Below are 19,912 nucleotides of genomic sequence, written 5' to 3' on the forward strand. Positions count from 1 at the left end.
GTGATGCCCCGGGTCCTCATCGCGCCCGACAAGTTCAAGGGTTCGCTGACCGCCGCACAGGTCGGCGCCGCAGTCGCGGCCGGTATCCGACAGGTGCTGCCGGACGCATCGATAACGGTCGTGCCCGTCGCCGACGGTGGCGACGGAACCGTCGCAGCCGCCGTGGCGGCCGGTTTCGCGGCGATCCAGCTGATCGCCACCGGACCGACCGGAGCACCGGTCGTCACTACCTATGCCCGACGCGACGATCTCGCCGTCGTAGAACTGGCGGACGTATCCGGGCTACTCCGGCTACCCGACGGGAAGTTCGCCCCGATGTCGGCAACCAGCCGGGGGACCGGTGAGGTGATCGCCGCGGCCGTCGACGCGGGGTGCCGCCGGGTGGTGCTCGGCGTCGGCGGCAGCGCTGGCACCGACGGTGGCGCGGGCATGCTGCGCGCCCTCGGTGCCCGGTTGTTCGATGCCGAGGGCGCCGAAATCGGCGACGGCGGTGCGGCTTTGGCGAAAGTGGCGACGATAGACCTGACCGCGCTACGCGAACGAACAGCCGGAATCGAGTTCACCGTCGCCTGCGACGTGGACAACCCGCTCACCGGCCCACGCGGCGCGGCAGCGGTCTACGGCCCACAGAAGGGCGCGGACGATCGCCAGGTGACCGCCCTCGACGCCGCCCTCACCCACTGGGCCGATACGGTCGCCGCGACCACCGGCTCCGATCGCCGAGACATCCCCGGAGCGGGCGCCGCAGGCGGAGTGGGCTTCGCCGCAGTAGCATTACTCGACGCCATTTTGGCCCCAGGCATCGAATTGGTCTTGGACCTAGCTGATTTCACCGACCACCTCCCCGGAACCGACTTGGTCATAACCGGCGAGGGCACCCTCGACGACCAAACCTTGCACGGGAAAGCCCCCGCAGGCGTCGCCGCCGCAGCCCACGCAGCCGGCATCCCAGTGGTCGCAGTCTGCGGCCGAAACACCCTGCCCACTAACCGATTACACGCCGCAGGCATAACAGCAGCGTACTCACTAGTCGCAATCGAGCCCGACCTCCACCGCTGCTTCACCGAGGGAGAGCAACTACTGAAACGCCTCGGCGCACACATCGCCGAGCAACACCTGACGCGAAGGCGCCCCGAGCACCGGCATCCTACTGAAGCAACCCACCCCCGCGCATGAGTTCGCGCCCCGCGCACGACTTCGCTGACGATCTCATGCGCAGCACGCAGATTCGTGCGCGGAGCGTCAGCTCGTGCGCGGCCCGGCCGGCTTCCGGGCTGCGCACGACTTCGCTGACCGCGCACAAGTTTGCTGAACATTTCGTGCGCGGCACGCAGTTTCGTGCGCGGTACGCCGACTTGCCGGTCTGGCACGCGTGCGTGTGTTGGAAGGCGGGCGGGTGGTGGTGATGGGGCGGGGGAGGTGCCGGGCTAGCCGAGGCGGGCGGTGAGGCTGCTTGCGGCTGTGCTTACTGCTGCTCCGAATATGGGCTCGGTTTCCTCTGTGAGGCGACTGAAGGGGACGTTTACGCTGAGGCTGGCTACTGGGTTTCCGTTGTCTCCCAGTACAACTGCAGCGACTGCGCCTACGTCGGAGCGCCACTCGCCGCGGTTGACGGCGTACCCGCGTGCCCGGATCACCTCCAGTTCGGCGCGTAGTTCCGCCGGGTCGGTGACGGTTGTGTCGGTGTAGCGCGGTAGTTCGTCGATGAGCAGCTGGCGGACGAATTCTGGATTGCTGTGGGCGAGAACTGCTTTGCCGTTGGCGGATGCGTGCATGGGGAGTGAGTGGCCGAGGGCCATATTTGTGCGTACGGGTTTGTCGGTTTCCAGGCGCTCGATCAGCACCATTCTGGTGTCTTCGGGGACGGTCAGGTGGATGGTCTCCTCGGTTTGTCGCCGTAGGTTCTCCATGATCGGCAGGGCGACGCCGCGTAGGCCGAGGTCCCCGCCTGCGCGGCTGCCGACTGCGAGTGCCTTGGTGGTCAATACCCAGCGGGTCACCTCACCCGATGCGGGACGGATCCATCCGGCCTCGTCCAGCGTGACCAATGCTCGCTGGACTGAGCTCTTCGGCATCTCCAGTACCCGCGCCAACTCGCCGACGCCGATCGGCTGCCGAGCCGCGACCTCTTCCAGCACTCGTAGCGTATTCAGGACATTTCGCAAGGTATTGACTCCTTCATCACGCATCCCTACCCTTGCTGCACCTTTTCACGGCACAGTGTGCCATATCACGGCACGGAATGGAACCGATGTGATGACCGCTCATAGTGGACGGCATTTTCTGCAGATCCCCGGACCGACGAACGTCCCGGACCGGGTGCTGCGCGCCATCGCGCAACCGACCATCGACCACCGCGGACCCGACTTCGCCGAACTCGCCCTCGACCTCCGGGAACGAGTGAAACCCGTCTTCGGCACCGGCGGCCCCGTCGTCATCTATCCCTCCTCGGGCACCGGCGCGTGGGAGGCGGCGCTGGTCAACACACTCTCTCCCGGCGACCGCGTGCTCGCCTTCGAAACCGGACATTTCGCCAGCCTGTGGCGGGACATGGCGGAACGCCTCGGCTTAGTAGTCGACTTCGTGCCCGGCGACTGGCGGCGCGGCGTCGATGCCGCGGCCGTCGCCGAGCGGCTGGCCGACGACACCGCACACGGCATTGCCGCGGTGATGGTCGTGCACAACGAGACCTCGACCGGCGTCGCCAGCCGGATACCGGAGATCCGGGCCGCCATCGACGAGGCGGATCACCCCGCACTGCTGCTGGTCGACACCATCTCCTCGCTGGGATCGATCGACTATCGGCACGACGACTGGGGTGTCGACGTGACGGTGAGCTGCTCGCAGAAGGGCTTGATGCTGCCACCGGGCCTCGGCTTCAACGCGATCAGCGACAAAGCGCTCGCGGCGGCACCGACGGCGCGACTGCCGAAGTCCTACTGGGACTGGACCCCCATCCTCGACGCCAACGAGCACGGCTTCTACCCGTACACCCCGGCCACCAACCTGCTCTACGGCCTGCGGGAAGCGCTGTTGATGCTCGAAGAAGAGGGCTTGCGCAACGTGTTCGCCCGGCACAACCGGCACGCCGCGGCGACCAGGGCGGCCGTCCAGGGTTGGGGCCTGGAGGTGCTGTGTGTCAACGAGCGCGAGTACTCCAGTTCGCTGACCGCCGTGCTACTCGGCGCGGAATACGACGCGGACAAGGTGCGCCGAATCATCTTGGACCGCTTCGATATGTCACTGGGCACCGGTCTCGGCAAGCTCTCCGGGCGGGTGTTCCGGATCGGGCACCTCGGTGACCTCAACGACCTGACGCTCGCCGGAACCCTCTCCGGTGTCCAGATGGGTCTCGAATTGGCCGGCGTCGCAGTCGATCCGGCCGGTCTGCAAGCCGCGCTTGCGGTATTACGAGCCGACTGAACTCTGCTCCGGCGCTGCGCTTTCCAACGAGGGAAGGCCGCGAACACACCGGAAACAGCCCATCCCAACTGAATTCAATCGCTCCCCGCTGGGCAAGTCGTAAGCAAGATCGGCGCTTCACCGCGATACCGACCTCCTGATCTCGACCCTCGATGCTCCGCCACGAGTGACTCTCCCGCTGCTCCGCCACGAGCCGGGATCCGCTATACGCCGACGCTTTTCGCGTCGGCCACCTACGAGGAGGTAGGTCGTTGTCCGAGCGAACTGCGCCTGTCCGGCGTCTTTCCGAGATGAAGCGGTGGACTTATATTCTGCCGATCGTCGTCTTCATCTACGTCATCTGTTATGTCGACCGAACCAACATCAGTTTCGCGCTGCCGCACCTCGAGGCCGACATGGGGCTCAGCAAGGCCGAGCAGGGCCTGGCGAGCGGCATCTTCTTCTGGGGCTATCTGCTGTTGCAGATTCCCGGCGGGTATATGGCCGAAAGGTGGAGTGCCAGACAGTGGATCGCCATCCTGATGGTGCTGTGGAGCATCGCCGCGATGGCGCAGGGCTTCACCAATTCCGTCGGCCAACTACTGATCGCCCGCTTCCTGCTCGGCGTGGCCGAGGGCGGCGTGCAACCGGCGCTGATGGCCACCATCCGGTCGTGGTTCCCCTTCGCCGAAAGAGGTAGGGCCTACGCAATTTTCAAGCTGTACACGCCGATCGCGGCGATCGTGGCCGCGCCGTTCTCCGGCATCCTGCTGACCTATACGGACTGGCGCTGGATGTTCATCATCCAGGGCGGGGCACCGCTGGTCGTCGGGCTCGCGGCTTGGCTTGCGGTAGTGCGCGATACGCCCGCCAAGGCCGGTTGGCTGTCGACGGCCGAACGCGACTACATCGAGCGTTCCCGAGTCGCCGAGGGGGAGCCGCTGCAGCATCGCGGCACCTTCAAAGCGGCCTTCACCAGCAAGATCGTGTGGCACTTCGCCCTCATCTACACCTTGACGCAGATGGGCTTGCTCGGCCTCACCTTGTGGCTGCCGAGCGTATTGAAGAAGGCGTTCCACACCGATTTGAAGGTCGGTTTCGTCGCGATACTGCCGCAGATCGCCGCGGGCTTCGCCATCATTCTCATCGGCAGATCGGCGGACAAACGCGGCGGGCACATCGCGCACATGGCATTGGTTCTCGGTTCCGCGGCAATCATTCTCGGCGGCGCGAGTCTGATATCGCCGGATCAGAAATGGTTGGTGCTCGGCGCGATGATCTTGGGTACGGCGGCGTCGATCGCCTGGTACGGGCCGTTCTGGGCGACGGTCACCAAGCTTGTTCCGGTCGCCGCCGCCGGGGCGGGATTGGGGCTGATCAATGGTGTCGGCAATCTCGGCAGCTTCTTCGGGCCCTATATCGGTGGCTGGCTCAGCGATCTCAGCGGTGGTGGATACGCGCTCACGCAGGCGTTCTTCGGTGGGGTCTTCGCGGTCGCCGGGCTACTCGTCCTGACGTTGCGTAAGAAGATGCGCGAGGCGACGCAAGCGGCCCAGGCGGAGCCGAAACCCGTTCTGCCGGAGCCACAACCGGTGATCATCTCGAAGAAGGCGCAACCGGCGACGGAAGCACCGCTCGTCTGAACCGCGGCGGCGGCCGGTCCCCGGGTCGGCCGCCGCATGGTCCCTGTTGTGAATTGCCAAGGATCAGAAGGACTCTCATGAACCTACCTACCGCTACGGCCGATCGATCGGCCGTCGCCACACGGCTCGAGGACGCGCTCCGCACGACGATGGACGGCGAGGTCGCCTTCGACGACTACAGCCGCCACATCTTCTCCCGCGACGCGAGCATGTACTCGATAACTCCACTGGGCGTGGCATTTCCACGGCACGCCGACGACGTCGCGGCGGCGGTGCGGGCCGCAAGTGAGCTCGGGGTGCCGATCGTGGCCCGTGGTGCTGGAACGAGTTTGGCCGGGCAGACCGTAGGTCCGGGCCTGGTACTCGACCTGTCCCGGTACATGAACCGGATCCTGGAGATCGATCCGATCGCACGCACCGCGCTGGTCGAGGTCGGGGTGGTGCAGGACCAGCTCAATCAGGCCGCAGGCGTGCACGGCTTGATGTTCGGCCCGGACACCTCGACGAGCAACCGGGCCACCATCGGCGGAATGATCGGAAACAATTCCGCGGGAAGCGGTTCCAGGACCTACGGCATGACGATCGATCACGTGCGAGCACTGGATGTGGTGCTCTCCGACGGTTCACGCGCGCGGTTGGAACCGGTCGACGAGGTCGAACGTAAGCGGCGCGCTACGGCGCAAACGCTGGAAGGCCGTATCTACCAAGAGCTTCCGGAACTGGTCATCGCCGAGGAGGCGGCCATCAAGGCCGGGATGCCGACCTTCTGGCGACGCGCCTGCGGTTACCGGCTCGACCGGCTGGTGGATTTCGGGGAGGACAAGCCGTTCGATCTGGCCAAGTTTGTTGTGGGTGCGGAGGGCACGCTGGTGGTCGCCACCCACGCGCTGGTGGATCTGGTGCCCAAGCCTGCCCGAACAGTTTATGCCGTAGGGCATTTCACCGACACCGTGAGCGCCATCGCGGCCACCACGGACGCGTTGAGCTGCGAGCCGCATCAGGTCGAGCTGATGGACCGCACGATCCTGGAGTTGTCCCGGCAGAAGATCGAGTACGCCGAACTCGGGAACATTCTCGTCGGTGACCCTGGCGCACTGCTTTTCGTCTCGTTCAGCGGTGACGATGAGGGGCCGCTGATCGCCGATCTGGACCGGCTCGACCGACTATGGCAGCAGAACGGGCACGGTTACCACACGCTGCGGGCCATCACCGCCGCCGATCAGACCGCATTGCTGAAGGTCCGCAAGTCCAGCCTCGGCCTGTTGATGGCCGCGGGCGAGGGCACCCGCCGCCCGCTCGCCTTCGTCGAGGACACCGCAGTCGATCCGGCGCACCTGGCCGAATACACCAAGCGGTTCAAGGAGATTCTCGACGAGCACCACATGGAGGCGGGCTTCTACGGTCACTGCTCGGTCGGCTGCTTGCACATCCGGCCGTTCGTCGACCTGACCGATCCGGCGCAGGTGATCACGATGCGCACGGTCGCCGAGGCGGTGAAGGATCTCGTCGCCGAGTACGGCGGGGTGAACTCCAGCGAGCACGGTGACGGGCTCGCGCGCAGTGAGTTCAACCGGGAGATCTTCGGTGACGAACTGTATGAGGCGATGCGAAAGGTCAAGCGGCTCTTCGATCCTGGGAACGTCATGAACCCGGGCAAGATCGTCGACGCGCCGCCGATGACGGACAACCTGCGGGACCGCGACGCGCTGCCGCCCGCGCCGCTGTTGACTACGGCGCTGCAGTTCGAGGTGGTCGGCGGTATGCGTGGTGCGGCGGATCGGTGCATGAATATCGGGCTGTGCCGCAAGTCCACCTCGGGGGTGATGTGCCCGTCCTATATCGCGACCAAGAACGAGGAGCACTCCACCCGCGGGCGGGCCAACGCGCTGGTGAAGGCGCTGTCCGAGCCGGATCCGCATGCCGCGCTCGGCGGTGAGCGGCTACACGAGATCCTCGATCTGTGCCTGATGTGCAAGGCGTGCAAGAGTGAATGCCCGATGAGTGTGGACATGGCGTCGCTCAAGGCGGAGACGCTCGCGCATCATCATGAGATTCACGGAACACCAGTGCGTTCAAGGGCTTTCGGATCGATCAGGTTGCTCAATCGGATCGGGTCGGCCACCGCTCCATTGTCGAATTTGCCGGGGCGCAACAGATTCGCGCGTCGGATGATGGACCGCACGCTCGGTATCACGGCCGCTCGTCCGCTGCCGGTTTTCCAGCGGGTCAATCTGCTTCGTTGGTTCCGTCGTCGGGCCGTGACGGTCGACCAGACGCGGCTGGGGACTGTCAATTGGCTTGCCGACTCGTTCACCACGTTCACCGAGCCGCATATCGGTGCGGCGGCGATCGAATTGCTGGAGCGTTCGGGCTGGCGGGTCGAGCTGGCGAGTGGCGGCTGTTGCGGGCGGTCGAGCATGTCCAAGGGGCTGCTCGACGACGCGAAGAAGAAGGCCACCGGGCTCGTCCGTTCGCTGGCCGAGGACACCGAACCCGGCTCGCCGATTGTCGGCTGCGAGCCGTCGTGTCTGTTCATGTTGCGCGACGAACATGTTGCGCTGCTGCCTGATTCGACGTCGGTGCGTGCGGTCGCGGAGCGGGTCAGGCAGGTGGAGGAGCTGCTCGTCGAGGCGATCGATGCGGGTCGGCTGACTCTTCGCGCGGATTCTCCGCTCGCCGGTCGACGGATCGTCTTCCACGGTCATTGCCACCAGAAAGCCGAGGTCGGCACGGCGGCCACCATGGCACTGTTGCGCCGGATTCCCGGTGTGGAGGTCATGGAGATCGATTCGGGGTGCTGCGGGATGGCAGGCTCGTTCGGCTTCGAGTCCGAGCACTACGAAACGTCCATGACCGTCGGCGGGGACCGGCTTTTCCCAGCCCTCGCGGCCGAGTCGGCAGACACGATCGTCGCCGCGACCGGTGTGTCCTGCCGACAGCAGATCTTCCACGGCGCGGGTCGCACCGCGTGGCATCCCGTCGAGCTGGTGCGCGAAGCACTGGCCGGACCCGAATAGGAGACACCCATGCGTATCGTCCGCTACTCACTCGACGGACGGACCGGGGTCGGCGCCCTGGTCGGAGATGTGGTGCACGACCTGCTCGAAGTAGAGCTCGGCGCGGTGGTCGGGCGGTTGTCGGAACTGACATTGCTCGCACCGTGCGACCCCAGCACCATCGTCTGCGCAGGCAGCAACTACGCGGGCCAGATCATCGAGAAGGGCAGACCCTGGCCCCAACAACCGTCGCTATTCCTCAAGTCCCCCAACGCAATTACGGGCCTCGACGCATCGATACGTCATCCCGCCGAGGTGCAACGCCTGGAATACGAGGGCGAACTCGCCGTCGTCATCGGCCGCACCGCCCGCAACGTCCCCGCCACCCGCGCCGCCGACTTCATCCTCGGCTACACCTGCGCCAACGACGTCACCGCCGACGACTGGCGAGCCGACGGCCAGTGGGCCCGCGCAAAGAGCGCCGACACCTTCTGCCCCCTGGGCCCCTGGATCGAAACCGACATCTCCGACCCCTCAGCCCTCCAGATCACCACCCGCCTAGCCGGCCAAGTCGTCCAATCAGCCCCCACCTCGGAAATGGTCTTCGGAGTAGGAGAACTACTAGCATTCGTCACCCGCTGGATCACCCTCGAACCCGGCGACGTCCTACTGACCGGCAGCCCCGCCGGAGTCGGCCCGATGAAGCCCGGCGACGTCGTCGAGGTCGAAATCTCCGGCATCGGCACCCTCCGCAACACCGTTATCGACGGTGGAGCGACCCGGTTCGCCCGAGCCTCTGGTGCAGTGGATGGTCATTATCTTCGCTGAGCGAATGTCCTTGTGCACGAACTGGTTCGATGTCAGCTGGACGCGCTCGGGGTGACGCGTGGTCAGTCGAGGATGGCGGTGGCTTCGACCTCGACCAGGTGGTCGGGGATGTCCAGGGCGGCAACGCCGATCAGGGTGCCCGGGGCCACCGGAGTGATGCCGAGTTTTGTGGCTGCGCGGGTTACTCCTTCCATGAACAGGGGCATTTTGTCGGGGGTCCAATCGACCACGTAGACAGTTAGTTTCGCGACGTTGGCGAAGGTGGCGCCGACTTCTTCGAGGGCGGTGGCGATGTTGAGGTAGCAGTGTTCGACCTGGGTGGCGAGGTCGTCTTTGCCGATGGTGGATCCGTTGGCGTCCCAGGAGACTTGGCCGGCGAGGAAGATCAGTTTTGAGCCGGTTGCGATCGAGACCTGGTGGTAGGCACCGACTTTCGGTAGGCCGGTGGGGTTTAGCAGGGTGACGGTCATGTTGTTGCCTCCAAGTGGGGAGAGTCGCTGCTCTCGTGGTCTCTTGTGGTTACTGGAGAACTGTAGGAGAGTGGCCGCTGACGTGGAAGAACGCACTTTTTAGTGACTGGGGAACCTGATGGTGACTAAGCAGGTCAGTGGGTTGGGCAACGAGGCGGACTTGTCGCGCGCGGATTCGCTGGCGCGGGAGATTTTCTCGGATGTTGCCAACAAGTGGGCGCTGTTGATTATCGAGACGCTGGGTGAGCGGACCTTGCGGTTCGGGGAGTTGCGGGATGAGGTCGAGGGCATCAGTCACAAGATGCTCACGCAGAATCTGCGCATGCTGGAGCGCAATGGTCTGGTCGAGCGGAACGTGCACCCGACCGTGCCGCCGCGGGTCGAGTACACGCTTCTCGAGCCGGGGCAAGCCCTCCGCGAGACGGTCGATCGGATGTGTGGCTGGACCCAGCGGTACCTCGGTCACATCGAGACCGCACGGCACCGCTTCGACGCCTGAGGTAACGCGACTGGTGTCCTCGGTCCGAACACAGCCAGCGAGCTGAACAGTCGAAGACGCCGTGTCAGCCCTGCGTCAGGGTGCTGTCAGCGCACCCGCTGATAGTCGTTCCCATGACGAAAAACAGCACTCCCTCGACCGATTCGACCTGGACCGGCATGGTGCCGGTCGACGACACGGCCCTGGCCGTCACCGACACCGGCGGCCCCGGCATCCCGGTGATCTACCTCAACGGCCAGTTCGCCACGCAGGGGTACTGGAGCAAGGTCATCGCCGACCTCGGTCCAGCCTTCCGGCACATCACGTATGACGAGCGGGCCCGCGGCAAGAAGTCGCAGAAGTCGGCCGACTATTCCTTCGAGGCGTGCGTGCGCGACGTCGATGCCGTTCTCGCGGCCAGGGGTGTGGCACGACCGCTGGTGGTGGGCTGGTCCTACGGTGCGTTCGTCGGGGCCCACTGGACCAGCCGGAATCCGGACCGCGCCTTGGGAGCGGTGTTGGTCGAGGGCGCCCAACCGTACGATTGGATGAACGAGGCCATGGAGCAGCGCATCCGGAAACTGTTCAAGCGGTTGGGCTGGGTCACACCGCTGCTGCGCCCGACGGGCCTGGTCCCGCGGCTCAGTGCCGAACAGCAGGCCGCCAGCAATATCGAGCTCGGCTGGCTCGCCCGCGAGAGCGAACTCGGCCCCGTGCTGGACAAAATCACCGTCCCGACGCGATACGTGGTTGCTTCGGGTTCGTCCTTCGGCAGCAAAGGCGATGAGCAAGAACTGATTCGCGCCAGCCTCCATTCGGTGGTCGCCCGCAACCCCAACATCACAATCAGCGCCAAGGTCGCTAGTAACCACGATGCGATCCTGCGCAAGGATTTCCGCGCCGTCGCCGATGCCGTCCGCGAGGTCGCGCCGTACTGAGCGACCCCACCGACCGGAGCAATTCACCTGCTGGTGTCAATCGTCCGATCATCCGAGGGGCGTTGCGGCGGGTGCTGGTTTCACAGGCGATTTGAGGCCGTATGGCTCGATTTATCAGCAGAATTAACAGTGTCTTTCAGCGTGGCTTTATGCGCTAACGGGGGTCGGGTGAGGTGCGACATATCCGATAACAGAAGCCAGAAATTACCGGATTATTCCTGTTGGGCGGCCGACCAGTAGCGGCTTCCTGAGCGGCGTTGTTGGCCGAGGAAGGTGGCAGCACGCCACCAGCTGCTGGAAGACGATCGCTTCTACGCCGGAGGAATAGACCATGCGAACGCCACGCCACCGAATGCGAGCCCACAGCCAGTTCCGGGGAACCGACTTCACTGCCGACTACGCGACCACCGATGCCGATCGTGCTGATTGGGAGGTAGTCGAGGAGTCCGGCGCCGACGACGGGATCCTGTACCCGATGTCGCCGGAGGAGCCGCCCCACGATCCGATCCCGTCGGGCCGCTTCTTGCTGCCCGCCTATGCCGGCGGCCTCGATGCCCCTGATACGGGGGAACTTCCCGGATTCCACACCGGGGAATTCACCGAGTACCACACCGGAGAATTCACCGAGTACCACGCCGGGGAGGTCACCGAATACGACCAGCCGCGACACGCGGCGCCCGCCTGTGGGGTGTCCCGAGTCCGGCAGTCGCGCAGAACCGACAACGCGCCGTCTCCATCGCCGACCGATCAGGTCCGAATCGACTACGGCCTCGTCTACGTCGTAGACGAAAACGGTGACGTGCGGCGAGTCACGCCCGATCATCCACTGGCACAGGCGGTCTACGAGCGCACTCGGCAATGGGGTATCCGCCCGCCGAGTCCCGCGCTCGCCGGGATCGTCTCCGCGTACTACCTGTCGGCGCTCGGCCCCGGCCTGCTGGAGGATGTCGAAGCACTCACCCCGGAGTGGCAGCGGGCCTTCGCGCGGTGGAGTGTGCACCGTGCCTTCGAACGCGCGGGCCTCGCCGACGTCGATTGGATCCGCGAAGGTCTGCGGGCCATGGACGACAATCAGCCGCCGCCGCCCCATTTCCAGAGCAGTGGACGGCTGCGCCGTCGCCTCGACAGTGACACCCGCATATCGAAGACGGTCGTCTCCGGGGTGCCGGGCTCGAGTGCGCACATTCAGCAATATCCACCGCTGGGCGCCTATTTTTCCGTCGACAACGAAGACCCGCTCGAGGCGGCGCTCGACGCCTTCCGGTATGCGGCGTGGACCTACGGCATGGGCTATCGCGACCTCATGACCGCTGCCGAACGTGACTTCTTCCCATGGACCCGAGGCGGTAGGTAAGAGAAAATCGACAGCGATGGTTACGCGCGCAGGAGACCTGATTCGGCGTCGTACAGCAGGACTCGGTCGGCTTGGGGGATTACCCAAGCATCGGTGCCCAAGGCGGGCTCGTCCGCCTCTGGCACGGTGACACCTACGCTGAACCCGTCTGCCGCCACGGTGACCAATGAGGTGGCACCGAGGTGTTCGACCGTGGATACGGTGCCGCGCAGGGCATCCGGCACGGAGGTGGCGGAGAAGGTCAGGTACTCCGGGCGGGCACCCCAGATGACGGAGGGGTCCTGGCCGACCAGTTCTCCTGGGATCAGGTTCATCGGCGTGGAGCCGATGAAGTTGGCGACGAAGGTATCGGCGGGGCGACGGAATACCGCACGGGCGGTGCCGAGTTGGCGGATCCGGCCGTTCGACATCACCGCGATTCGGTCGGCCAGGGCCAGCGCCTCGGCTTGGTCGTGGGTGACGAAGACGGTGGTGACGCCGAGATCGTGTTGCAGCTTCTTCAAGAAGGTGCGGGCTTCGAGGCGCAGGCGGGCGTCGAGGTTGGACAGTGGTTCGTCGAACAGGAAAACCTTGGGGTGGCAGGCCATTGCCCGTGCCAGCGCGACTCGCTGTTGCTGGCCGCCGGACAGCTCGGCCGGTCGGCGCGCCATCAATCCCTGCAGCGACAACTGATCCCCGGTTTCGGTCGCCTTCGCCGCCCGCGTCCGCCGATCGGTGCCGCGGACCTTCAGCGGATAGGCGATGTTGTCGAGCACCGTCATGTGCGGGAACAGCGCGTAATCCTGGAACACCATCGCCACGTCGCGTCGTCCGGGCGACAATCGGGTGACGTCCTTGTCGCCGATCCGAATCTGCCCGCTGGTCGGGGTTTCCAGCCCGGCGATGGTGCGCAGCAGCGTGGTCTTGCCGCACCCGGACGGCCCGAGCAGCGCGAAGAACTCGCCGTCCTGAATCGTGAAGGACAGGGCGTCAAGGGCTTTCACGTCCCCGGGGAAGACCTTGGTCAGGTCGGCCAGATCGATCTGCGCCATCTAGGACTTGATCCCTCCGTGGAGCCGGAAGCCGTAGCGCCGGTTGACGAATAGATACATCAGCACCACCGGTATCGAGTACAGCAGCGAGAACGCCGAGATCGGACCCAGCTGTGCGCCGCCGCCCTCGTCGTAGAAGGTGCGCACCACCACGGCGGCCGGTTGCTTGTCCTGGTCGCGCAGCAGTAGGAACGGCACCAGGTAGCTGCCCCACACGTTCACGACGGTCCACACCGCGATCGTGGCCAGTCCGGGTCGGGCCAGCGGCACCACGATGTCGCGCAGGATACGCAACGGTCCGGCCCCGAACACCCGCGCTGATTCCTCATAGGACCTCGGGACCGAGTCCATGAAGTCCTTCAGGATGAAGATCGCCGCGGGCAATAACCCGCCGGACAGCACCAGCACCACGCCGAATTGCTTGTCCAGCAACCCGATTTTCCAGATCATCAGGAATATCGGCACCATCGCTGCGGTGCCGGTGACCACGCTGGACAGCAGTAAAAGCAAGTACAGCAAGGCATCTCGGCCAGGTATCCGGACTCGGGACAATGCATACGCCGCCAGCGCCGCACTGGAAACCACCAGCACCATGCAGAAGAAGGACAGGAGCACTGAGTTCCAGAGCGAGCCCATGGTCAGATCGTTCTCGAACAGCGCCGAAAAATGTTTCAGGGTCGGCTTTTCCGGTATCCGCGGCGCATATCCCGGGTTGGTGTCGAACGGCGCCGAGGCGAGCCACAGCATTGGCAGCACGAAGAACCCGGTCACCACCGCGACGAAGGTGTAGAAGCCGATCCGCGAAACGATCTGTCTGGGATCCATCACGTCCTCCGCCGCAGCAGTCGCAGGTAGAACAACGCGAGCACCAGGTTGATCAGCAGCATCAGCACCGAAGCAGCTGCGCCGTAACCCAATGCGCCGTCATCGATGCCTTGTCGGTAAAGGAAGATCGGCAAGGTTTCGCTGCGATGGTTCGGCTCACCTCGGGTCAGCAGGTACGGCGTGAAGTCGTTGAACGTCCACAGGCTGATCAGTAACGTATTCGTCAGCGTGTGCCCGCGCACGTGCGGAAACACCACGTCCCGCAGCATTTGCGGCCCGGACGCCCCGGCCAGCCGCGCCGTCTCGAGCTGCGAAGGCGGCACCGTGGACAGCGCCGCCGAGTACAGCAGCATGGAGAACGCGGTGCCGCGCCAGATGTTGAACACGATGATGACGGCCAAGGGCTGCTGGATCATCCAGGCATAGCCGGGGTGATCGAGCAGCCGGTTGACGGTGCCTTCGTCGCGGTCCAGCATCGTAATCCACAGCACCGCAACAACACTGGCGGGCAGTATCCATGCGAGCAGCACCAGGCTTTCGACCACGCCACGCACCCAGCGCGCGGCGGTGCGCATCGACCAGGCCAGGCTGAAACCCAGGACGTTCTGTCCGATGATGGCCGAGCCGAACACGAACAGCAGCGTGATCCAGACGCTGTTCCCGAACAGTGGGTCCGTCAACGCCTTCGCGTAATTGTCCAGTCCCACAAAGGAAACATCCACCGAGGTACGCCCGGACACGGTGAGATCGGTCAGTCCGATCCACAGCAGCCACAGCGCCGGAAACACCAGGAACGCCGCGATCAGCAGCAGGGCCGGTGCGACGAACGCGCTCGCCTTCCAGCGCCCCAATCCGGCTACGTCGGCACTCTCGTCGATCGCGCCCGGGACGGATATCGCGGGGTCAGTCACTGGCGACCTTGTCCTTGCCGACCGCCTCCGTCACGGCTTTGCCATATGCCGCAGCGGCATCCGCTGTGCTCTTGCCGGTGACCACGTCCAGCGTCGCCTGCTGCAGGGCCTTGGACACCTGGGTGTACTCGGGCAGCGCGGGCCGCAGCGACGTGATCGGCAGGATCTGCTGGGAGATGAAGGTCAGCAGCGGATCTCCGCCCAGCGCATCGGCATTCACATCCTGCCGGGCAGTGATCCGCGGCCCGCCGCCGACGATCAGCTCTTTGAGCGCCTCCGGTGAATTCATGAATTGCAGCAGTTCCCAAGCCAATTCGACGTGCTTGCTCTTCGGGCTGATCACCCGTCCGCCGCCGCCGGAAATGCTCACGAAGTCTTGATGATTCACCCCGGTCCCGGGTGTGGCCGCGGGAATCTTCGCCCAGCCCACCTGGGTGTCCCGCTCGGTCATCGGGAAGCTGCCCGCAGATGGATCGAGCACGCCTCGCCAGAAGTAGTCGCTCTCCAACAGGATGCCCACCTGTCCCTTGGCGAACTTTTCGAAGCTCTTCTCCCGACCTTTGGCGTCCTGCTGCAACTCCGCGTCGCCCAACTTCTCGCTGTACAGCGTGCGGTAGAAGTCCAGCACCGCACGGAATTTCGCGGTGTTGCCGACCCACTTGCCGTTCTCGAACAAGGTGCTGCCCGTGCCGGCCAGCAACGGCAGAATGCCCTGCGTGGTCGTCGCTTCGCCGAAGCTGGTGCCCGCGTTGAGCTGCACCGGAGTCACTCCGGGCACCGCCTTCAGCTTCCGTCCCGCCTCCAGGACCTGGTCCCAACTGGTCGGCTGCCAGTCCGCGGGCAGGCCCGCCTGCGCGAACAGCTTGCGGTTGAAGAACAGCACGCGCCCGTCGGTCTCCTGCGGTATGCCGTACTGCGCGCCGTTGTAGGACGTCAACTGCTGCACGGTGTCCGGCATGTGCTGCCAGCCGTCCCACGCCTTGACCTTGTCCGCCCCGACCAGGTCGTTCAGCGGCTTGATCTGCTCGCCCTCGGCGAATTCGCCGACCCAGATCCCGTCCAGCGACACCACGTCGGCACCGGTGCCGGTCTTCAGATCCTTGGCGATCCGGCTCTTGTAATCCTCGTCCGCAACCCCGGTCGCCTGGAACTTCACCTTGACGGTGACACCCTTGGCCTGCTGATCCGCCACGAATTTCGGGATCACCCAGTCTTCGATCCACTTCGCTTCGGCGGCGTTCTTCCCGCCCGCCGAGTTGATCGCGTTCGCGGTGATCGTCAGCGAATCCCCGTCGCCACCCGACCCGCACGCCGCCACCCCGACCAAGAGCGAGCTGACGCTCACCACCGCCGCGAACATCCGCCAGTTCGACGCCATGGGTTCCTCCTGAAAGGCAAATCCATACTCACCTTGACGTTGTCACAAGACGATGCCCGCCGAAGCCCATTCCCCGGAATACGGCCGAAGACGCCGCGCCGGGCCCAAATCGTCCGGTCTGCCAGAGAATTCACCCGGCTGCCGCAGAATGGGTGAAGTTCGTTGATCATGTCGTCGATCCGGATCGGAGCCACCGTCATGCACGATGACCGTCGGTTGATCGAGGACCGCCTCGGGCGCGTTCTCAATGAGCGGATCGCGCCGGCGATCTACCCGGAGTCGGTGCCGATGACGGCGTCGATCTGGGTCGCGCCCGATGAGCCGGTGCCGGTTGCCGAGGGTTTGGCCGCGCCGCGGACGCCGATCTCATCCGGAGCCCAGTGGGGTGCGCCGTGGGGGACCAGCTGGCTCACGGTCGAGGGGACGGTGCCCGCTGAGTGGGCGGGTAAGACCGTCGAGGCGATCATCGATATCGGTTTCGATCCGAACATGACGGGTTTCCAGTGCGAGGGTCTGGTCTATCGGCCGGACGGATCGCCGGTCAAGGGTCTGCATCCGCGCAGCCAGTGGGTGCGGGTGGCGGCTCCGGCGGTCGGCGGCGAGCAGGTGCTGTTGCACGTCGAGGCGGCGTCGAACCCGGTCATTCCGTTCTTCGGGCCAACCGTGCTCGGTGACAAGCTGACTGCCGGTACCGAGCCGCAATATCGGCTCGGCCGAATGGATCTCGTGGTTTTCGACGAGGAGGTCTGGCAGCTGGTGCTGGATCTGGAGGTGCTCGGCGAGCTGATGCACGAGATGCCGGAGGATCCGGCCCGGCGCTACGACCTCGTCCGCGCGATCGAGCGGGCGCTCGACGCCATCGACCTGCAGAATGTCAACGACACCGCGGCGGCGGCGCGGGCCTGTCTGGTCGAGGTGCTGGCCAAGCCGGCGATTCCGTCCGCGCACACGGTCTTCGCGGTCGGGCACGCGCACATCGACTCGGCGTGGCTGTGGCCGCTGCGCGAGACGGTGCGCAAGGTCGCGCGCACCACCGCGAACATGACCGCGTTGCTGGCCGAAGAATCCGAGTTCGTCTTCACGATGTCCCAAGCCGCGCAATACGACTTCATCAAGCGGCATCGGCCCGAGGTCTACGAAAAAGTCAAGAAAGCGGTATCGGAGGGACGGTTCGTGCCTGCCGGTGGCATGTGGGTCGAGGCCGACACGAATATGCCGGGCTCCGAGGCGATGGCGCGGCAGTTCGTGCACGGTAAGCGGTTCTTCCTCGACGAGTTCGGTGTCGACAACGAAGAGGCCTGGCTGCCGGACACATTCGGCTTCGCCGCCGGGCTGCCGCAGATCATCAAGGCCGCCGGTTCGAAATGGCTGCTGACACAGAAGATCTCCTGGAGCCAGATCAATCAGTTTCCGCACCACACCTTTCTGTGGGAGGGCATCGACGGAACCCGGATCTTCACCCATTTCCCGCCGGTCGACACCTACAACTGCTCGATGCAGGGTCGCGAGATCGCGCACGCGGCAAGGAATTTCAAGGAGAAGGGGCGGGCGTCGATGTCGCTGGCGCCGACCGGTTACGGCGACGGCGGTGGTGGCACGACGCGGGAGATGGTCGCGAAGGCCGCCAGGATGAAGAACCTCGAGGGTTCGCCGAAGGTGGTGTGGGACAAGCCTGCGGAGTTCTTTGCCAAGGCCGAGGCGGAGTATGCGAATCCGGCGGTGTGGGTCGGGGAGCTGTATCTGGAGTTGCATCGCGGCACGTTGACCAGTCAGGCGAAGACGAAGCAAGGTAATCGGCGCAGTGAGCATCTGCTGCGGGAAGCCGAGCTGTGGGCCGCGACGGCTGCGGTGCGCAGGGGGGTCGAGTATCCGTATGCAGCGCTGGATCGGCTCTGGAAGACAGTGCTGCTGAACCAGTTTCACGACATTCTGCCGGGATCGTCGATCGCCTGGGTGTATCGAGAGGCGGAGCAGACGTACGCTGAAGTGGCCGAGGAACTTACGGCGATCATCGAGCAATCCCAGTGGGCGCTCGGCGGTAAGAAAGAGGGGCCGAACGTCTTCAACCCGGCACCGCACACGTGGTGCTCTATTCCGGCCGGTGCTGCTGGTCCGGAGGATTCGGGCGATCCCTGCTCGGTGACCGAGCGCGCGGAGGGTGGATTCGTTCTCGACAACGGTCTGCTGCGGGTCGAGATCGATGCGCGCGGCCTCATCGTGTCAATGATCGATGTCGAGCATAAGCGCGAGACCCTGCCGCCGGGTTCGACCGCGAATCTGCTTCAGCTGCACCCCGATCTCCCCAACTCGTGGGATGCCTGGGACGTCGACATCTTCTACCGCAACCGCGGCACCGACCTCGTCGAGGTGGAATCCATTGCCGCAGAACCGGATTCGAACAGTATCCGGATCCACCGCTCATTCGGCTCCTCCACGGTCGAACAGACCCTGACCCTACGATCAGGCGCGCACAGCCTGGACATCGACACCACCGTCGACTGGCACGAAACCGAGAAATTCCTCAAACTCGCCTTCCCCCTGGACATCCACGCCGACCGCTACGCCGCCGAAACCCAATTCGGCCACCTCTACCGCCCCACCCACACCAACACCAGCTGGGAATACGCGAAGTTCGAAGCCTGCAACCACCGCTTCGTCCACTTCGCCGAACCAGGCTGGGGCGTAGCACTCGTCAACGACTCGACTTACGGCCACGACGTCACCCGCACCATCCGCCCCGACGGCGGAACAACAACAACCGTGCGCGCCTCACTGCTCCGCGCCCCACGCTTCCCCGACCCCCAAACCGACCACGGCGCCCACCACTTCCGCCACTCCCTGATCCCCGGCGCCACCATCGGCGAGGCAGTCCGAGCCGGCTACCGCATCAACCTCACCCCACTGCGCGCGGGCGTAGCCGAACCCGTCGCCCCCCTCTTCACCATCGACAACGTCGCCGTAGTCACCAGCGCCGTCAAACTCGCCGACGACGCCACCGGCGACATCATCCTCCGCGTCTACGAGTCCCACGGCGGCCGAGCCTCGGCCTTGGTAACCCCCGGCTTCGAATTCGCCGAATTCCAGGTCTGTGACCTACTCGAGCGACCACTTCAGGAGGGCATCCCCGCAACCACGGAAGGCACCGGAGTGCACCTCCGCCTGCGCCCCTTCCAACTCGTCACCCTCCGATTCGCCCGTTCCCCTAAACCCGCCGCCGACTGAGTCGGTAGGTCAGGGTAAGCCTATCGTCGGGCCAAAAGTCGTTGGTTTCCAATGAGTTTCGTCTGTTCGCGCTTCGGTCGGGCGAACATCTTCGGTGCCTCGAGCGCCGACGCGGTCCCCGCAGGAAGACGCCTAGCTCCCCGCCGTGCCGAGCGCTCGCCCGCGTCTGACGTCGGCTAGTGCTGGTAGGTGTCCCAGAATGCTTCGTGCACTACGGATGCGTCACGATCCTCGATGCCAGACACCACTTCGGCCACACGCCAGTAGTGCGACGGCACCAGGTTGCCGGACGTCACCACGGTCAGTGCCACGCCCGCGGCCTCGTCGGGTTTGTCGGCAGCGACCAGTGCCAGGCTCAGATCTAGGCTTGCCATCGCGATCCGGCGCGGGCGGGTAGAGGTCGCGCTGGACAGATCGGCAAGGACATGCCGGGCAT

16 protein-coding genes are annotated in these 19,912 nt (G+C 65.1%); 9 read left to right on the top strand and 7 right to left on the bottom strand.

The window, feature by feature from the left end:
* Positions 1–3 precede the first annotated feature (3 nt).
* Positions 4–1,176: a glycerate kinase gene (locus ACIBK2_RS43335; protein WP_396976835.1), complete on the top strand. Its 1,173-nt coding sequence runs from the start codon at positions 4–6 to the stop codon at positions 1,174–1,176.
* Between the two features lie 251 nt (positions 1,177–1,427).
* On the opposite strand, the gene ACIBK2_RS43340 is transcribed toward ACIBK2_RS43335, so the two are convergent.
* Positions 1,428–2,189 carry an IclR family transcriptional regulator gene (locus tag ACIBK2_RS43340; protein ID WP_396976671.1) on the bottom strand — a complete coding sequence of 254 codons (762 nt, stop codon included), beginning with the start codon at positions 2,187–2,189 and terminating at the stop codon, positions 1,428–1,430.
* Between the two features lie 67 nt (positions 2,190–2,256).
* Between ACIBK2_RS43340 and ACIBK2_RS43345 the strand changes: the two genes are divergently transcribed.
* The 4 genes from ACIBK2_RS43345 (at position 2,257) to ACIBK2_RS43360 (ending at position 8,869) form a co-directional block, all read left to right on the top strand.
* Positions 2,257–3,423 (top strand): pyridoxal-phosphate-dependent aminotransferase family protein, encoded by a 1,167-nt coding sequence (locus ACIBK2_RS43345; RefSeq protein ID WP_396976673.1) that lies wholly within the window; start codon positions 2,257–2,259, stop codon positions 3,421–3,423.
* Positions 3,424–3,674: 251 nt separating this feature from the next.
* Positions 3,675–5,045 (top strand): MFS transporter, encoded by a 1,371-nt coding sequence (locus tag ACIBK2_RS43350; RefSeq protein ID WP_396976675.1) that lies wholly within the window; start codon positions 3,675–3,677, stop codon positions 5,043–5,045.
* 77 nt (positions 5,046–5,122) lie between these two features.
* A complete protein-coding gene (locus ACIBK2_RS43355) occupies positions 5,123–8,062 on the top strand; it encodes an FAD-binding and (Fe-S)-binding domain-containing protein (protein ID WP_396976677.1) in 2,940 nt (979 codons plus the stop codon).
* A 9-nt stretch (positions 8,063–8,071) separates the two neighbouring features.
* Positions 8,072–8,869 carry a fumarylacetoacetate hydrolase family protein gene (locus tag ACIBK2_RS43360; RefSeq protein WP_396976679.1) on the top strand — a complete coding sequence of 266 codons (798 nt, stop codon included), beginning with the start codon at positions 8,072–8,074 and terminating at the stop codon, positions 8,867–8,869.
* Positions 8,870–8,931: 62 nt separating this feature from the next.
* Here the strand turns inward: ACIBK2_RS43360 and ACIBK2_RS43365 are convergent, their stop codons facing one another.
* Positions 8,932–9,339, bottom strand: a complete 408-nt coding sequence (locus tag ACIBK2_RS43365) for a RidA family protein (protein WP_396976681.1) — start codon at positions 9,337–9,339, stop codon at positions 8,932–8,934.
* A 142-nt stretch (positions 9,340–9,481) separates the two neighbouring features.
* Between ACIBK2_RS43365 and ACIBK2_RS43370 the strand changes: the two genes are divergently transcribed.
* The 3 genes from ACIBK2_RS43370 (at position 9,482) to ACIBK2_RS43380 (ending at position 12,109) form a co-directional block, all read left to right on the top strand.
* Positions 9,482–9,838: a winged helix-turn-helix transcriptional regulator gene (locus ACIBK2_RS43370; RefSeq protein WP_396976683.1), complete on the top strand. Its 357-nt coding sequence runs from the start codon at positions 9,482–9,484 to the stop codon at positions 9,836–9,838.
* Between the two features lie 113 nt (positions 9,839–9,951).
* A complete protein-coding gene (locus tag ACIBK2_RS43375) occupies positions 9,952–10,755 on the top strand; it encodes an alpha/beta fold hydrolase (protein WP_396976685.1) in 804 nt (267 codons plus the stop codon).
* 331 nt (positions 10,756–11,086) lie between these two features.
* Complete coding sequence (locus tag ACIBK2_RS43380; RefSeq protein ID WP_396976687.1) at positions 11,087–12,109, top strand: hypothetical protein; 1,023 nt, start codon at positions 11,087–11,089, stop codon at positions 12,107–12,109.
* Between the two features lie 20 nt (positions 12,110–12,129).
* Here the strand turns inward: ACIBK2_RS43380 and ACIBK2_RS43385 are convergent, their stop codons facing one another.
* From ACIBK2_RS43385 to ACIBK2_RS43400, 4 genes are read right to left on the bottom strand one after another with little or no spacing between them, the layout of a single operon-like run.
* Entirely contained in the window at positions 12,130–13,140 is a 1,011-nt protein-coding gene (locus tag ACIBK2_RS43385; protein ID WP_396976689.1) for an ABC transporter ATP-binding protein, read from the bottom strand.
* The gene (locus ACIBK2_RS43390; RefSeq protein ID WP_396976691.1) at positions 13,141–13,965 is read right to left on the bottom strand and encodes a carbohydrate ABC transporter permease; all 825 of its coding nucleotides are present in this window, start codon (positions 13,963–13,965) and stop codon (positions 13,141–13,143) included.
* Entirely contained in the window at positions 13,965–14,876 is a 912-nt protein-coding gene (locus tag ACIBK2_RS43395) for a carbohydrate ABC transporter permease (protein ID WP_396976693.1), read from the bottom strand. The genes ACIBK2_RS43390 and ACIBK2_RS43395 overlap by 1 nt, the downstream gene beginning before the upstream one ends.
* A complete protein-coding gene (locus ACIBK2_RS43400) occupies positions 14,869–16,254 on the bottom strand; it encodes an extracellular solute-binding protein (protein ID WP_396976695.1) in 1,386 nt (461 codons plus the stop codon). Before ACIBK2_RS43400 ends, ACIBK2_RS43395 begins: the two co-directional genes overlap by 8 nt.
* Before the next feature lie 198 nt (positions 16,255–16,452).
* Here ACIBK2_RS43400 and ACIBK2_RS43405 point away from each other — a divergent pair, with 198 nt between their 5' ends.
* Positions 16,453–19,476 (top strand): alpha-mannosidase, encoded by a 3,024-nt coding sequence (locus ACIBK2_RS43405; RefSeq protein ID WP_396976697.1) that lies wholly within the window; start codon positions 16,453–16,455, stop codon positions 19,474–19,476.
* A 176-nt stretch (positions 19,477–19,652) separates the two neighbouring features.
* On the opposite strand, the gene ACIBK2_RS43410 is transcribed toward ACIBK2_RS43405, so the two are convergent.
* Entirely contained in the window at positions 19,653–19,850 is a 198-nt protein-coding gene (locus ACIBK2_RS43410; protein ID WP_396976699.1) for a hypothetical protein, read from the bottom strand.
* Positions 19,851–19,912: the final 62 nt, after the last annotated feature.

This window comes from Nocardia sp. NPDC050175, from assembly GCF_044459885.1.
GTDB lineage: Bacteria > Actinomycetota > Actinomycetes > Mycobacteriales > Mycobacteriaceae > Nocardia.

Excerpts from the sequence above, each read along its gene's own strand:
- ACIBK2_RS43335 (WP_396976835.1), top strand. The coding sequence starts at position 4 with ATGCCCCGGGTCCTCATCGCGCCCGACAAGTTCAAGGGTTCGCTGACC.
- ACIBK2_RS43340 (WP_396976671.1), bottom strand. The coding sequence starts at position 2,189 with ATGCGTGATGAAGGAGTCAATACCTTGCGAAATGTCCTGAATACGCTA.
- ACIBK2_RS43345 (WP_396976673.1), top strand. The coding sequence starts at position 2,257 with ATGACCGCTCATAGTGGACGGCATTTTCTGCAGATCCCCGGACCGACG.
- ACIBK2_RS43355 (WP_396976677.1), top strand. The coding sequence starts at position 5,123 with ATGAACCTACCTACCGCTACGGCCGATCGATCGGCCGTCGCCACACGG.
- ACIBK2_RS43360 (WP_396976679.1), top strand. The coding sequence starts at position 8,072 with ATGCGTATCGTCCGCTACTCACTCGACGGACGGACCGGGGTCGGCGCC.
- ACIBK2_RS43365 (WP_396976681.1), bottom strand. The coding sequence starts at position 9,339 with ATGACCGTCACCCTGCTAAACCCCACCGGCCTACCGAAAGTCGGTGCC.
- ACIBK2_RS43375 (WP_396976685.1), top strand. The coding sequence starts at position 9,952 with ATGACGAAAAACAGCACTCCCTCGACCGATTCGACCTGGACCGGCATG.
- ACIBK2_RS43380 (WP_396976687.1), top strand. The coding sequence starts at position 11,087 with ATGCGAACGCCACGCCACCGAATGCGAGCCCACAGCCAGTTCCGGGGA.
- ACIBK2_RS43385 (WP_396976689.1), bottom strand. The coding sequence starts at position 13,140 with ATGGCGCAGATCGATCTGGCCGACCTGACCAAGGTCTTCCCCGGGGAC.
- ACIBK2_RS43390 (WP_396976691.1), bottom strand. The coding sequence starts at position 13,965 with ATGGATCCCAGACAGATCGTTTCGCGGATCGGCTTCTACACCTTCGTC.
- ACIBK2_RS43400 (WP_396976695.1), bottom strand. The coding sequence starts at position 16,254 with ATGGCGTCGAACTGGCGGATGTTCGCGGCGGTGGTGAGCGTCAGCTCG.
- ACIBK2_RS43405 (WP_396976697.1), top strand. The coding sequence starts at position 16,453 with ATGCACGATGACCGTCGGTTGATCGAGGACCGCCTCGGGCGCGTTCTC.
- ACIBK2_RS43410 (WP_396976699.1), bottom strand. The coding sequence starts at position 19,850 with ATGGCAAGCCTAGATCTGAGCCTGGCACTGGTCGCTGCCGACAAACCC.